A 14,433-nucleotide genomic window follows, 5' to 3' on the forward strand; every position below is an offset into this window, starting at 1 on the left:
TCAGGCCTCCTTGCGCCGACGTGCAATCAAGGCCCATGCGCCCAGGCCCATCAACACGCACACGAGAATGATGACCGGGGTCGTAAACTTCGCCATTACTGCCAGCGGTGCCTTGGGACCACCGTCCCGTACCTGCGCCACATCGGCGGCGGTGACAATCGTGTCGGCATTGCCGTAGCGCGACAGCACGTAGTTGCTGACGTCGGCAATCTGCTGGTCGTTCAGGCGGTCGGTGAACAGCGCGTCAGGGCCGAAACCCGGCATGTCGATGGCCACACCGTCGACTTCACGATGCACGCCGTACACGATGGTCGCGATCAGGTTGTCGCTGCGACTGGTGGCGGTGTTGTGAAACAGCGATGGGTATTCCCGCGTGCCTTGACCGTTCGGCTGATGGCAGTTGGCGCAAGTGCCACTGAATATCTGCCAGCCCGGGTTGTCCCCCGGTTTGCCTCCGCGCAGCGTCAATTCATCGACCGAGGCCTGACCGTACTCGTGGCGGGCTTTGGTTTCCCCACTGTTGATCGGCGCCGTCTGCAGCAGATAGGCCGCAATGGCTTTGAGATCCACATCGCTCAAATGCTGCAGACTGTTCTCCACCGCCTCGGCCATCGGCCCCGCCGCCTGGGCCTTGCCCTCGACGTGACCGGTACGCAGATAGGCCACGATCTCGTCGCTCGACCAGGCACCGATGCCGCTGACTTTGTCGGAAGTGATATTGGGGGCATACCAACTGCCCAGTGATCCGCCGGCCAACGGTTTTGCGCTGTCGGCCGCCATCAGGACATTGCGCGGTGTGTGGCAGGTATCGCAGTGAGCCAGGCCGTTGACCAGATAGTCGCCGCGATTGACCTCGGCGGACTTGGCCGGATCCGGCGTGAAGCGTGTTTTGCTGTGGAACAGCGCGTTCCAGCCAATCATCGACGCGCGGATATTGAACGGGAAATCCAGAGCGGTTTTCTGGTTCAGCGTATCGACCGGCGCCACTTCATGCATGAAGTAGTCGTAGAGCGCAGCAATGTCGCTGTCGGTCATCTTCGAATAGGAGGTGTAGGGCATCGCCGGGTAAAGCCGAGTGCCATCGGCCGCCACCCCGTCACGCACCGCACGGGCGAATTGCTCTGACGTGTAATTGCCGATACCCGCCGTTTTCGAAGGCGTGATGTTGGTCGAGTAGATCGTGCCCATCGGTGAACCGAGCGGATAGCCGCCCGCAAAAGCCCTGCCGCCTGGCGCCGTATGACAAGCCACACAGTCAGCGGCTACCGCTAGACGCTTGCCCACCGACGCGGTGCTGTCGAGCGCCTCGCCGTACGCGGCGCCAGCTATGGCGATCAGCAGCGTAACCAATCCGGCAGAGGCGTACCCCCTGCGTTTCCCTTTATCAATGCGACGCGACATGAGTCCTACCCTAGGCTGCTTCGTTCTTTTTTTTTCACGGTTCTGGAAATCACGAACACAGCGTCCTCGTCATCTTGAGCGACAAGGACGAAGAGGTACGATGTCGTACGTATTTATTGGAATATTCCATACAATGTAACACTTTGCAATAAATAGAAAAGGCCAAGTGCCATCTTTTGTATGTATGTGCTGAATGCTCTAAAACGCTGGTTACAAGGGTGTTTAATGCAGAATATATTTAAATAAGAAACAACTGGTAACCCTACAGTTGTGGACTCCGCAGCCGAAAGATGTACGACGACTAGCCATTTGCTTACGAGCTGCGCTCGATATTGACCCGCCCCCACATGTCAGCAGGATGCCCCTTATGAGTTGGTTGAATGACGCAAGACTTTCCACGAAATTGATCACGGCCTTCGCGGCGTGCGCCTTCATCACCCTGGGGGTAGGCCTGCTGGGAAGCCGGGGAGTGACCGAACTCTCGACAAGCCTCAGATCGGTGTTCGGCAACAACCTCGTCGCCGTCGCCAACATCGCGCAGACCAAAATCAAGGCTGTCGGACAGACCCGTGACATGTATCGGCTTTACGTCGCCACTGCCGCCAACCTGCCACAGAGCACCAAAGACGAATTCCTCGCCTCGATGAACGCCAACCAGTTGGCGAGCGAAAAAGCCTTTGCCGAATACCGGAAAACCGAGCTTGCCGACGACGAACGTGCAGCCGGTGACCGGATGGAGAAGGCCTGGCCCGTTTACCAGGCGATCGTGCAAAGGTATCTGACCCTGATGAAGGCCGGCGACCTGGAAAATGGCCGCGAACTGCTGCTCGGCGATCTGCAGAAAAACTACCGCGTCGTCATGGACGAATTGACCATCATGACCAACTCCAACGACATGCAGGTCAGCGAAGCCGCGAAGCGATCGGTTCTGACGGAGTCCTCCGCCAAGACCTCGCTGTACATCGGCATCGTGCTGGCCTTTGTCGCGGCGATTTTGCTTGGCCTGTTCATCAGCCGACTGATCAGCCGCCCCATCTCCAAAGCCGTTGAAAGCGCCCGAAGCATCGCTGGGGGCGACTTGACTCAAAACATCGTCAGCACCGGCCGCGACGAGGCCGGTCAGTTGCTCACGGCCCTGGCCGAGATGCAGGGCAGTCTGAAAAGCACTATTCAGCAGATCGCCAGCGCGGCAGATCAACTGGCGTCCGCTGCCGAAGAACTCACCGCCGTCACTGACAATGGAAGCCGCGGACTGATTCGTCAGAACGACGAGATTCAGCAGGCTGCAACCGCTGTCACGGAAATGACCTCCGCCGTGGAGGAAGTTGCGCGCAATGCGGTATCCACCTCCGAGGCCTCCCAGACCACCAGCCGGGAAGCCAGCAATGGACGCGATCAAGCGCGAAACGCCGTTGCCGCGATCAACCATGCAACCACGGAAATCGCCACCTCCACCACCATGGTCAAGGACCTGGCAGAGAAAGTACGGGACATCGGCAAGGTTCTGGATGTCATCCGGGGGATTGCCGAGCAAACCAATCTGCTGGCGCTTAACGCCGCCATCGAGGCTGCACGCGCGGGTGAGCAAGGTCGAGGTTTTGCCGTGGTCGCCGACGAGGTACGAGCCCTGGCGGCAAGAACCCAGGCTTCGACGGGGGAAATCGAAGGCATGATCAACGACGTTCGCAACAGTGCAGACGAAGCCGTCGGCGCCATGGGGAAAAGCCAGGCGCTGGTCAGCGAAACCCAGTCACTGGCGCAAGCGACCGGCCAGGCATTGGAGCTGATTGCCGACGGCATCTCGCAGATCAATGATCGCAACCTCGTCATCGCCACAGCCTCGGAAGAACAGGCACACGTTGCTCGTGAAGTGGACCGAAATCTGGTCAACATTCAGGATCTTTCCACCCAGACAGCGGCAGGCGCACATCAGACCAGCGCCTCGACCCAGGAACTGTCCAACTTGGCAGCGTCGTTCAACACTCTGGTCAGTCGCTTTCGCTTATAAATTCCTGAAAACAAAAAGCCCCGCCAGATCACTCTGCGCGGGGCTTTTTCAATAGATGGTGTCCCAGGGCAGGTTCGAACTGCCAACCTTCCCCTTAGGAGGGGGATGCTCTATCCAATTGAGCTACTGGGACACAAATCTGTCGGTGCGACAGACGGCGTGCATGTTAACGGCCGGGCCCTGATTTGTCATGTCGTCCGCAGGGCTTTTTAAGTGTAGGCAGGCGCCTTGCAAGGGTGCCGGACGTTTTACCGTGCAATTTGCATCACCGCAAAAAGCCATCATTGCAGAATGCAATGCGCCCACTTCGAAAAACCCTGTTAAATGCTTGTTTTTAAAGGATTTAACAGCGGTTAGACTATTGGCACGACGGCTGCTTTACCGATTCTTATACAAGAACAATCGGAGACTCGTCTCATGAACAGCGCCCTCGTGTTCGCAAACGCAATCGCACTGGCCGTCCTGGTGGGCTTTCACTTCGTCCCCGAGGACGACGAGAAAGTGGCCGGGCGCATGCCGCATTACCTGCAAGTGCAGAAGGCGCCGCAATGGGCGGTGTTGAGCGATCAGAGCTTCGCCCCGCAAGCGGTCAGCGAATCTGAACAGGCGTTGCCGGCGCATTCGACTGAACGTCTGGTTTTTTGAAATATCCTCAGGAGTACAGCATGTCCAAGTCAGCTGCAGGATTTCTGATCCTCGCCTTATTGAGTGGCCTCGGGCATTTTTCGCTGTTCGAGCAAACCGAAATATCCCTGCCCCTGATCGGTTGCGGCGTCTTTTCGGCGCTGTTCGTATTGGCGCTGGTGGCCGGGCGCAAGATCAAGTTTGATCCGGTATTGCGCTGAACCTGACCAGCTCCAGCAAATGATTGACGGCATCGGCCAGGTCGCCCGAGTTGTCGATCAGGTGCACAGGGCTGTCGGTTGAACGCCTGTCCTTGAACAGCGTGTTACGGGCCAGCCTCGCATCGATCTGCTCAAGCGTCTCCCGGCCACGCCGGAGCAGGCGCTCACGCAGGACATCATCCCGAACCGTGAGCAACACCGGCACTAGCGTCGGGTAGTGTTCCAGCGCTTGCCGAAGGTTCGCCCGAGAGCCGTTCACCAGGACGTGCTTGCCGGCTTTCAACCACTGATCCATCTCCGCAGGAATCCCGTAGGAAAGGCCGTTGGCCTCCCACCACAGCGAGAACTTGCCTGCACGCTGACGTTGCTGGAACTCCTGGGGCGTCACGCCGATCGCATCCTCGCCCATGGATTCGGCCGAACGGGTGATCACGCGCCTGATGATTTCGCAGTCCAACGCCCGTAAAGGATCACGCGCAGCCTCGATCAGACTGTCCTTGCCAGAGCCGGAAGGTCCCATGAGGTAAATCAGCCTGCCATCCATCCTGAAAACGCCCTCCGGCGGGCATTTGCCCCTAGTAAATCGGCCATTTGCCACTATCCTGTACAAGGTAAGGAACAACGATTCAACCCGCATAGCATGCACGTTCTGACGCCTTCGGGCATCAGTCGACATGTTTCAGGACGCGGTCAGCGATACGGGCCGATGCTTTCTTTTCAAACCAGTCCGCATTTCTGATAATTGGTGCTGGCATTACGCCTTTACCCGGATCAATATTTGTCACAGAATTGACGCCAATGATCTGGCAATTTTGAGGCATGATGCGCGCCTCTTAACAATTCAGGTTGAACCATTTGGCGCGGATGCTTGTCCTACCACTCATCCTGCGGCCAATCCCGAGAACCGCTCCCCTGAACTAACCGGTTAAATATATGCGCCCATTGAAACAGGCAATTTATTCCAGCCGTACGGCTGACAAGTTCGTCGTACGTCTGCCAGACGGAATGCGTGAACGCATTGCCGAGGTGGCTCGCAATCATCATCGCAGCATGAACTCCGAGATCATTGCGCGCCTTGAGCAGAGTCTTATTCAGGAAGGTGCACTGGGCGAAGAGCTGAGCATGCGCCTGGACAGCCCGGAGCTGTCACTGCACGAACGCGAGTTGCTGCAACGCTTCCGCCAACTCTCCCATCGCCAGCAGAACGCGCTGGTTTCTCTGATCGCCCACGACGCCGAAATGGCCGCAGACGCATCCTGAGTCAAACCGAACATCTCAAGCCAGCATGAATGCTGGCTTTTTTTTGCCTGCGATTCGGGCTACTTACAGGCGAAAAAAAGCCCGCCAATTGGCGGGCTGTTTTTTATGCAGTCGGTCAGAGCAGGAAAATCGTCGCCAGCCCCAGGAAGATGAAGAATCCGCCACTGTCGGTCATGGCCGTAATCATCACACTGGCGCCCATCGCCGGATCGCGACCCATCTTGGCCAGCGTCATCGGGATCAACACCCCCATCAATGCTGCCAGCAACAGGTTCAACGTCATGGCAGCCGTCATCACCACGCCCAACGACCAGCTGCCGTAGAGCAAGTAAGCGACCACACCGATCACACCGCCCCAGACCAGGCCGTTAATCAACGCCACGGCCAACTCTTTGCGCATCAGGCGCGAGGTGTTGCCGGTGCTGACCTGATCGAGCGCCATGGCGCGAACGATCATGGTAATCGTCTGGTTGCCGGAGTTGCCGCCAATGCCCGCCACGATCGGCATCAGCGCCGCCAGGGCCACCAGCTTCTCGATCGAACCTTCGAACAGGCCGATCACCCGCGATGCGACGAATGCGGTGATCAGGTTGATCGCCAGCCACGCCCAACGGTTGCGCAGGGACTTCCAGACGGAGGCGAAAATATCTTCCTCTTCACGCAGACCCGCCATGTTGAGGACTTCGCTTTCGCTCTCCTCACGAATCAGGTCGACCATCTCGTCGATGGTCAGACGGCCGATCAGCTTGCCGTTCTTGTCGACCACGGGGGCCGAGATCAAGTCGTAACGTTCGAACGCCTGAGCGGCGTCATAGGCGTCCTCGTCCGGGTGAAAACTCACCGGGTCACTGGCCATGACCTCGGAAACCTGTTTCTCCGGGTCATTCACCAGCAAACGCTTGATCGGCAGCACGCCCTTGAGCACGCCGTCGTAGTCGACCACGAACAGTTTGTCGGTATGGCCCGGCAATTCTTTGAGGCGACGCATGTAACGCAGAACCACTTCGAGACTGACATCCTCACGGATGGTCACCATCTCGAAGTCCATCAGCGCGCCAACCTGCTCCTCGTCGTAGGAGAGGGCCGAACGCACACGCTCGCGTTGCTGCTGGTCCAGAGTCTCCATCAGCTCATGGACGACGTCTCGCGGCAGCTCGGAGGCCAGGTCAGCAAGTTCGTCGGCATCCATGTCCTTGGCCGCAGCCAGGAGCTCATGATCGTCCATGTCGGCGATCAGGGTTTCACGGACGGAATCGGATACTTCGAGAAGAATGTCGCCGTCGCGATCGGCCTTGACCAGTTGCCAGAGCGTCAGACGATCGTCCAGCGGCAGGGCTTCAAGAATGTAGGCGACGTCGGCGGAGTGCAGATCGTCGAGCTTGCGTTGCAATTCGACGAGGTTTTGCCGGTGGACCAGGTTCTCGACCCGGTCATGATGCGGGCCTTCCTGGCGATGAGTCAGGTCTTCGACGACCCGCTGGCGCTGCAGCAGCTCGACGACCTGAGCCAGGCGATCCTGCAGGCTTTCCTGTGTTTTCTTTACTTCGATTTCGGACATAGGCGAACTCCACTCCCAGCAGCGGGGCACGCCGGAAGGATCAATCAGTCAATTCATGATTGGTGAAACGGGTTACTGAATAACTACTGGGTAAGTCCATGGAGGTTTTCCATAAGCCCCGGCGGGGCTGACGGGCGCAATGATACACCGCCTGACGGTTTTAAACGTTAAAAAATAGTGGCTGAAACAAGCGCTTGCGAGACAAAGCTGAGCACTGTCCTGATCCTTCACACTGCGACGACGCATCCTGAAAAGAAAACACACCGGCGGTGAAAAAACTGCCGACTACGCTTGAGAACAATCGTCATGGAGGACGCCGAATGCCATCGAAAACATCCCGATTCATGCTGACCACCCTGCTCTGCCTGCCCGCCATCGGGAGCGCAACGACACTTCATCGTTGCGAAGCTTCAGATGGTCACGTCACGTTCACCACGCTGAGCTGCGCGAACGATGAGCACCTTTCATTGCAGGAAGTTCGCCCCTACTCGCCTGGCTCCACAGTCACCCTGATACCCGAAGCCCGGCACGAAGAAATATCCGGTATGAATATCAGAAAGCGAGAAATGGCCGTCGTCGGGCGCACCCAAGACAAATGTGGAGATCTGATCGACGCGCGACAGAAACGCGAGGCTATCATCAATCAACGAATCATCGCCGGCATGAGCCAACAGGATGTTGAAAGCGCCTTGGGCAAACCCGACAAGGTGAGCATCCGAAATTCGGCAACGAGTTATCGTTACGACCTCAAGCGAGGCCGCAGTGCTCAAATCGATTTTGATGAGAAAGGATGCGTGACGGGAAAAGCCAAATCCCGGACAGCAAAAAGCCCGCGTTAAACGCGGGCTTTTCGGTATATGGTGCACTCGACAGGATTCGAACCTGTGACCGCTCGGTTCGTAGCCGAGTACTCTATCCAGCTGAGCTACGAGTGCAATTTGTGTTTTTAGACCAGAACACAACTGGATGTAACCAAGTCATCAGCATAGCTGCAATTGACTCTTAAATGGTGCACTCGACAGGATTCGAACCTGTGACCGCTCGGTTCGTAGCCGAGTACTCTATCCAGCTGAGCTACGAGTGCATTTTTTGTTTTTAGACCAGACCACAACTGGCTGTAACCAAGTCATCCGCATTGCTGCAATTGACTCTTAAATGGTGCACTCGACAGGATTCGAACCTGTGACCGCTCGGTTCGTAGCCGAGTACTCTATCCAGCTGAGCTACGAGTGCATTTGTTGCGCCGCATTATAGCCCGTCTAATCTCTATTCCAACCACTTTTTCTATAAATTTCAATAACTTACAGAAAAAGCCAGATTACAACGTACTAAGCAAATAATGGCGGAGAACGGGGGATTCGAACCCCCGACACCCTTTTGAGGTGTACTCCCTTAGCAGGGGAGCGCCTTCGGCCACTCGGCCAGCTCTCCGCAACACGGGGCGTATATTAACCACCTTCTTCCCCGTTTGCAAACATAAAAATCGATAAAAATTAATGGCTTGGTTCTTCGTCCTTCTCTTTCTTTATACGCAGATAGATTTCTTCACGGTGCACGGCCACCTCTTTCGGGGCGTTGACGCCGATACGCACTTGATTTCCTTTAACGCCGAGCACGGTCACGGTGATTTCGCCATCACCGATAATCAGGCTTTCTGCGCACCGACGAGTCAGAATCAGCATACCTTTCTCCTCACGCGAATCATTTCAGGGACAACAGTCTGCAAAAAAAAGGCACCCGACCTACAACCGGAGCGATCGTAGCCCTACATGCCTGAGTATTGACCAGCGCGAGCAAAAGAACAGTTCAGGGCCCACGCCATTCAAAAAATAAAGGGCGCGGTCAGACCGCGCCCTTCAGACAACGCATCACTCGCCCTGACGGGCCGGAGCGTCGAGTTCGAAAGCCGTGTGCAGGGCGCGCACGGCCAGTTCCAGGTACTTCTCTTCGATCACTACGGAAACCTTGATTTCCGAGGTCGAGATCATCTGGATGTTGATGCTTTCTTTTGCCAGGGATTCAAACATGCGGCTGGCCACGCCTGCGTGGGAACGCATGCCGACGCCGACGATCGAGACCTTGGCAATCTTGGTGTCGCCAACCACTTCACGGGCACCGATCTCGCGAGCGGTGTTTTCCAGCACGGTCTGCGCAGACTGGTAGTCGTTGCGGTGCACGGTGAAGGTGAAGTCAGTGGTGTTATCGTGCGCGACGTTCTGCACGATCATGTCGACTTCGATGTTCGCGGCACTGATCGGGCCGAGAATCTTGAACGCCACGCCCGGGGTGTCTGGCACGCCACGGATGGTCAGCTTGGCTTCATCGCGGTTGAAAGCGATGCCGGAAATGATCGGCTGTTCCATGGTTTCCTCTTCATCAATAGTAATGAGGGTGCCCGGACCCTCCTTGAAGCTGTGCAGTACGCGCAGCGGAACGTTGTACTTGCCGGCGAATTCCACCGCGCGGATCTGCAGCACCTTGGAACCGAGGCTGGCCATTTCCAGCATCTCTTCAAAGGTGATCTTGTCCAGACGCTGAGCAACCGATACCACACGCGGGTCAGTGGTGTAGACACCATCGACGTCGGTGTAGATCTGGCACTCGTCAGCCTTCAGCGCAGCGGCCAGCGCCACACCGGTGGTGTCGGAACCACCACGACCCAGGGTCGTGATGTTGCCGTGCTCGTCGACGCCCTGGAAACCAGCGACCACCACCACGCGACCTGCTTTCAGGTCACCGCGAATCTTCTGGTCATCAATCTGCAAGATACGCGCTTTATTGTGCGCGCTGTCCGTCAGGATCCGCACCTGGTTGCCGGTGTACGACACCGCCGGCACACCGCGCTTGATCAGCGCCATGGCCAACAGGGCGATCGTCACCTGCTCACCGGTGGAAACGATCACGTCCAGTTCACGTGGAACCGGTTGATCTTCGCCACTGATTTGCTTGGCCAGATCGATCAGACGGTTGGTTTCGCCGCTCATTGCAGACAGCACAACCACCAGGTCATCGCCGGCATCGCGGAAGTTCTTAACCTTGTCGGCGACCTGCTCGATTCTCTCGACAGTGCCGACCGAGGTGCCTCCAAATTTCTGTACGATCAAAGCCATTTCAAAGCCGCCTCTGCCCATGAAGGGCGCCCAATAATCACTCAAACAGCCGCCGGGCCCGCCACTAGACTGCGGGCCCGACGGGCCGTCTTATAAACCCTGCTCGACAAATGGGACGGTCAGCGCCAGTGCGCCATCCAGTGTGCCGGCGTCGACACCGCCGCCCTGCGCCATGTCCGGACGACCACCGCCCTTCCCGCCCACTGCCGCAGCAGCCTGTTTCATCAAATCACCGGCTTTGAGTTGGCCAGTCAGGTCCTTGGTTACACCTGCAACCAGTACGACCTTTTCCTCATGGACACTGCCGAGCAGGATCACTGCGCGGCCGAGTTTGTTTTTCAGCTGATCGACCAGCGCCAGCAGCGCCTTGCCGTCCTGACCATCCAGACGCACGGCCAGCACTTTCACGCCCTTGACGTCCACGGCCGAAGCCGACAGATCGTCGCCAGCGGCAGCAGCGGCCTTGGCCTGCAACTGCTCGAGCTGCTTCTCAAGCGCACGGTTGCGCTCCAGCACAGCCGACAGCTTGTCGATCAGGTTGTCGCGGCTGCCCTTGACCAGGCTGGCCGCTTCCTTGAGTTGTTCTTCAGCAGCGTTCAAGTAAGCCAGCGCTGCAGCGCCGGTGACCGCTTCAATACGACGCACACCCGATGCCACACCGCCTTCGCTGATGATTTTCAGCAGGCCGATGTCGCCGGTACGGTTGGCGTGGATACCGCCGCACAGTTCGACGGAGAAATCACCGCCCATGCTCAGCACGCGCACGTTGTCGCCGTACTTCTCGCCAAACAGCGCCATCGCGCCCTTCTGCTTGGCGGTTTCGATGTCGGTTTCTTCGGTTTCAACGGCGGAGTTCTTGCGAATCTCGGCGTTGACGATGTCTTCCAGCGCCTTGATCTGCTCAGGCTTGATCGCTTCAAAGTGGCTGAAGTCGAAACGCAGGCGCTGACTGTCGACCAAAGAACCTTTCTGTTGAACGTGGTCGCCCAGCACTTTGCGCAACGCAGCGTGCAGCAGGTGAGTGGCCGAGTGGTTCAGCGAAGTGGCGTGACGCACGTCAGCTTCGACGTGGGTTTCCACCGGTGCGCCAACGATCAGGCTGCCCGACGCCAGTACGCCGTGGTGCAGGAACGCGCCGCCGGTCTTGGTGGTGTCGCGCACGTCGAAACGGCTGTTGCCGGCCTGCAGGTAACCGCAATCGCCGACCTGGCCACCGGATTCGGCGTAGAACGGGGTCTGGTTCAGCACCACAACGCCTTCCTGCCCTTCACTCAAGACGTCCACGGACTGGCCATCTTTATAGAGAGCAACGACTTTCGCCGAACCGCTGGTGGCGTGATAACCGGTGAACTCGGTATCGACGTCAACCTTGACCAGGCTGTTGTAGTCCAGACCGAACGAGCTGGCGGAACGTGCACGGACGCGCTGGGCTTCCATTTCACGCTCGAAACCGGCTTCGTCGATGGTCAGGCTGCGCTCGCGGGCGATGTCCGCGGTCAGGTCCATCGGGAAACCGTAGGTGTCGTAGAGTTTGAACACCACGTCGCCTGGAACCACGTCGCCTTTGAGCTCGGCCAGATCCTGCTCGAGGATTTTCAGGCCCTGCTCCAGGGTCTTGGCGAACTGCTCTTCTTCGGCTTTCAGTACGCGCTCGATGTGCGCCTGCTGGGATTTCAGCTCCGGGAACGCTTCGCCCATCTCGGCCACGAGTGCGGCAACGATCTGATAGAAGAAGCTGCCCTTGGCGCCCAGCTTGTTGCCGTGACGGCAAGCGCGACGGATGATCCGGCGCAGTACGTAACCGCGACCTTCGTTGGACGGCAACACGCCGTCGGCAATCAGGAAGCCGCAGGAACGAATGTGGTCAGCCACGACTTTCAGCGACGCCTGAGCGTCGTTGGTGCAGCCGATGGCCTTGGCCGATGCGGCCAGCAGGCTCTGGAACAGGTCGATTTCATAGTTCGAGTGAACGTGCTGCAGCACGGCACTGATCCGCTCAAGACCCATGCCGGTGTCCACCGACGGGGCTGGCAGCGGGTGCAACACGCCATCGGCGGTGCGGTTGAACTGCATGAATACGTTGTTCCAGATTTCGATGTAACGGTCGCCGTCTTCTTCTGGCGAGCCCGGTGGGCCGCCCCAGATGTCGGCGCCGTGATCGTAGAAAATCTCGGTGCAAGGACCGCACGGGCCGGTATCGCCCATGGTCCAGAAGTTGTCGGAGGCGTATGGCGCGCCCTTGTTGTCGCCGATGCGCACCATGCGCTCGGCCGGCACACCGACTTCCTTGGTCCAGATGTCGTAGGCCTCGTCATCGCTGGCGTAGACGGTGACCCACAGTTTTTCCTTCGGCAGGTTCAGCCACTTCTCGGAGGTCAGGAAGTTCCAGGCGTAGGTGATGGCATCACGCTTGAAGTAGTCGCCGAAGCTGAAGTTACCCAGCATTTCGAAGAAGGTGTGGTGACGGGCGGTGTAACCGACGTTTTCCAGGTCGTTGTGCTTGCCGCCGGCGCGCACGCATTTCTGGCTGGAGACGGCGCGGGTGTACGCGCGCTTTTCCTGGCCCAGGAAGCAGTCCTTGAACTGGTTCATCCCCGCGTTGGTGAACAGCAGGGTTGGGTCGTTGCCCGGAATCAAAGAGCTGGAGGCTACACGGGTGTGGCCTTGCTCTTCGAAGAAGCGAAGGAAGGCTTCACGGATTTCTGCGCTTTTCATTAGGTTCTTCCACGGAGGCTGCGGCCAAAGGCCTGTACGAAACGTCAACAGACGAAACGACGGCAAAGGGCCGCATTATATCGGCCCTGCGCGCGGGGTACAGCGTGTTTATACGATAGAAACGGTCAATTGGGTGGCTAACGCTGTCACTTGCGCGAAAACTCGACGAATGTCGCGATCACTTGCTCGATTTGCGAGCGATTGACGTCCATGTGCGTGACCATCCGCAGGCGGGCGGCAGCGCTCAATTTGATCCCGCGCTCGGCAGCGAAAGCCTTGATCGCCTCGGCACGGTCGCCCATCTGCACGTAAACCATGTTGGTCTGCACCGGCTCGACGCTGAAACCGGCCTCGCGCAGGCCTTCAGCCAGATACTGGGCGTTGGCATGGTCATCCGCCAGACGCTCGACGTTGTGATCCAGCGCGTACAGCCCGGCCGCCGCCAGCAATCCAGCCTGACGCATGCCGCCACCGACCATTTTGCGCAGGCGCCGGGCCTTTGCAATCAACGCCGACGAACCGCACAGCACCGAACCGACCGGCGCGCCGAGGCCTTTGGACAGGCACACCGAGACCGAATCAAAATATTGGGTGATTTCCCGGGCATCGACCCCGAGCTTGACCGCCGCGTTGTACAGCCGCGCGCCGTCCAGATGCAGTTGCAGGCCGTTGTCCCGAGTGAACTGGCGGGCCCGGGCCAGATAGTCCAGCGGCAACACTTTGCCCTGCATGGTGTTTTCCAGCGCCAGCAGGCACGTACGGGCGAAGTGGAAATCGTCGGGCTTGATCGCCGCGGCCACCTGATCCAGGTCCAGCGAGCCGTCGGCCTGCACTTCCAGCGGCTGTGGCTGAATCGAACCGAGTACCGCTGCGCCGCCGCCCTCGTACTTATAGGTGTGCGCCTGCTGACCGACGATGTATTCGTCACCGCGCTCGCAGTGTGCCATCAGGCCCAGCAGGTTGCTCATGGTCCCGGTCGGGACGAACAGCGCGGCGGCGAAACCCAGCCGTTTTGCCAGTTCGGCTTCCAGACGATTGACCGTCGGATCTTCGCCATACACGTCATCGCCGGTGTCGGCGCGGGTCATCGCGTCAAGCATGGCGGGGGTCGGTTGAGTGACGGTGTCGCTGCGAAGATCGATAACGCTCATGAACCTGGCCTCAAGTCAGCAGGGGAAATCCTTTACGAAGGTGAATTACTGCGGGCACGGCGCGGATTAATCAACCCTCGCGCAAGGAAAAGTCGTTTCCTGTGCTTCGAAAAATCCGATGGCAATCATCACAAAGGCGCAATGCACAGCCCGGCAATCTGTGTTAAAAACGCTGCGCCGCCCGATAAAGGGCGGCGAAACGTTCTCAGGGCGGGGTGCAATTCCCCACCGGCGGTAATTGCGCGCAATGCGCATAGCCCGCGAGCGCTTGGTGTCAGGCACGGCAAAAACCGTGAGCGGCGGCAAGGTCAGCAGACCCGGTGTGATTCCGGGGCCGACGGTCATAGTCCGGATGAAGAGAGAACGGGATTGACGCCAAAGGGCC

12 protein-coding genes, 5 tRNA genes and 1 riboswitch are annotated in these 14,433 nt (G+C 58.3%); of the genes, 5 read left to right on the forward strand and 12 right to left on the reverse strand.

Annotated elements, in window-relative coordinates:
• Positions 1–1,401, reverse strand: a complete 1,401-nt coding sequence (locus C1X29_RS15270) for a cytochrome c (RefSeq protein ID WP_102717806.1) — start codon at positions 1,399–1,401, stop codon at positions 1–3.
• A gap of 367 nt (positions 1,402–1,768) precedes the next feature.
• Between C1X29_RS15270 and C1X29_RS15275 the strand changes: the two genes are divergently transcribed.
• Entirely contained in the window at positions 1,769–3,409 is a 1,641-nt protein-coding gene (locus C1X29_RS15275; protein ID WP_102717807.1) for a methyl-accepting chemotaxis protein, read from the forward strand.
• Positions 3,410–3,465: 56 nt separating this feature from the next.
• Here the strand turns inward: C1X29_RS15275 and C1X29_RS15280 are convergent.
• Positions 3,466–3,542, reverse strand: a tRNA-Arg gene (locus tag C1X29_RS15280).
• 284 nt (positions 3,543–3,826) lie between these two features.
• Here C1X29_RS15280 and C1X29_RS15290 point away from each other — a divergent pair.
• Positions 3,827–4,054, forward strand: a complete 228-nt coding sequence (locus tag C1X29_RS15290; RefSeq protein ID WP_102688171.1) for a hypothetical protein — start codon at positions 3,827–3,829, stop codon at positions 4,052–4,054.
• Positions 4,055–4,074: 20 nt separating this feature from the next.
• Positions 4,075–4,254, forward strand: a complete 180-nt coding sequence (locus C1X29_RS15295; RefSeq protein ID WP_085745123.1) for a PA3371 family protein — start codon at positions 4,075–4,077, stop codon at positions 4,252–4,254.
• Here C1X29_RS15295 and phnN read toward each other — a convergent pair.
• Entirely contained in the window at positions 4,229–4,798 is a 570-nt protein-coding gene (gene phnN / locus C1X29_RS15300) for a phosphonate metabolism protein/1,5-bisphosphokinase (PRPP-forming) PhnN (protein WP_102717830.1), read from the reverse strand. The two genes, C1X29_RS15295 and phnN, sit on opposite strands and share 26 nt — an antisense overlap.
• Before the next feature lie 389 nt (positions 4,799–5,187).
• On the opposite strand from phnN, the gene C1X29_RS15305 reads away from it, so the two are divergent.
• A complete protein-coding gene (locus C1X29_RS15305; protein ID WP_003178899.1) occupies positions 5,188–5,514 on the forward strand; it encodes an Arc family DNA-binding protein in 327 nt (108 codons plus the stop codon).
• Between the two features lie 115 nt (positions 5,515–5,629).
• On the opposite strand, the gene mgtE is transcribed toward C1X29_RS15305, so the two are convergent.
• Positions 5,630–7,072 (reverse strand): magnesium transporter, encoded by a 1,443-nt coding sequence (gene mgtE / locus C1X29_RS15310; protein WP_102717808.1) that lies wholly within the window; start codon positions 7,070–7,072, stop codon positions 5,630–5,632.
• 320 nt (positions 7,073–7,392) lie between these two features.
• On the opposite strand from mgtE, the gene C1X29_RS15315 reads away from it, so the two are divergent.
• Complete coding sequence (locus C1X29_RS15315; protein WP_085745125.1) at positions 7,393–7,911, forward strand: cell envelope protein SmpA; 519 nt, start codon at positions 7,393–7,395, stop codon at positions 7,909–7,911.
• Positions 7,912–7,930: 19 nt separating this feature from the next.
• Here the strand turns inward: C1X29_RS15315 and C1X29_RS15320 are convergent.
• The 8 genes from C1X29_RS15320 to ltaE all read right to left on the reverse strand — a co-directional run bounded on the left by C1X29_RS15320 (position 7,931) and on the right by ltaE (position 14,048).
• Positions 7,931–8,007: transfer RNA gene (locus C1X29_RS15320), tRNA-Arg, on the reverse strand.
• Between the two features lie 72 nt (positions 8,008–8,079).
• A tRNA-Arg gene (locus C1X29_RS15325) sits at positions 8,080–8,156 on the reverse strand.
• Positions 8,157–8,228: 72 nt separating this feature from the next.
• Positions 8,229–8,305 (reverse strand) — tRNA-Arg (locus C1X29_RS15330).
• 107 nt (positions 8,306–8,412) lie between these two features.
• Positions 8,413–8,503, reverse strand: a tRNA-Ser gene (locus C1X29_RS15335).
• A gap of 62 nt (positions 8,504–8,565) precedes the next feature.
• Positions 8,566–8,754, reverse strand: a complete 189-nt coding sequence (gene csrA / locus C1X29_RS15340) for a carbon storage regulator CsrA (protein ID WP_002554426.1) — start codon at positions 8,752–8,754, stop codon at positions 8,566–8,568.
• Positions 8,755–8,940: 186 nt separating this feature from the next.
• Positions 8,941–10,182 (reverse strand): aspartate kinase, encoded by a 1,242-nt coding sequence (locus C1X29_RS15345; protein ID WP_102717809.1) that lies wholly within the window; start codon positions 10,180–10,182, stop codon positions 8,941–8,943.
• A 90-nt stretch (positions 10,183–10,272) separates the two neighbouring features.
• Positions 10,273–12,897 carry an alanine--tRNA ligase gene (gene alaS / locus C1X29_RS15350; RefSeq protein ID WP_102717810.1) on the reverse strand — a complete coding sequence of 875 codons (2,625 nt, stop codon included), beginning with the start codon at positions 12,895–12,897 and terminating at the stop codon, positions 10,273–10,275.
• A 146-nt stretch (positions 12,898–13,043) separates the two neighbouring features.
• Positions 13,044–14,048 (reverse strand): low-specificity L-threonine aldolase, encoded by a 1,005-nt coding sequence (ltaE, locus tag C1X29_RS15355; protein ID WP_102717811.1) that lies wholly within the window; start codon positions 14,046–14,048, stop codon positions 13,044–13,046.
• Between the two features lie 197 nt (positions 14,049–14,245).
• Positions 14,246–14,417: riboswitch (FMN riboswitch) on the forward strand.
• Positions 14,418–14,433 lie beyond the last annotated feature (16 nt).

The organism is Pseudomonas sp. GW456-12-10-14-LB2, from assembly GCF_002884345.1.
Classification (GTDB): domain Bacteria; phylum Pseudomonadota; class Gammaproteobacteria; order Pseudomonadales; family Pseudomonadaceae; genus Aquipseudomonas; species Aquipseudomonas paraglycinae.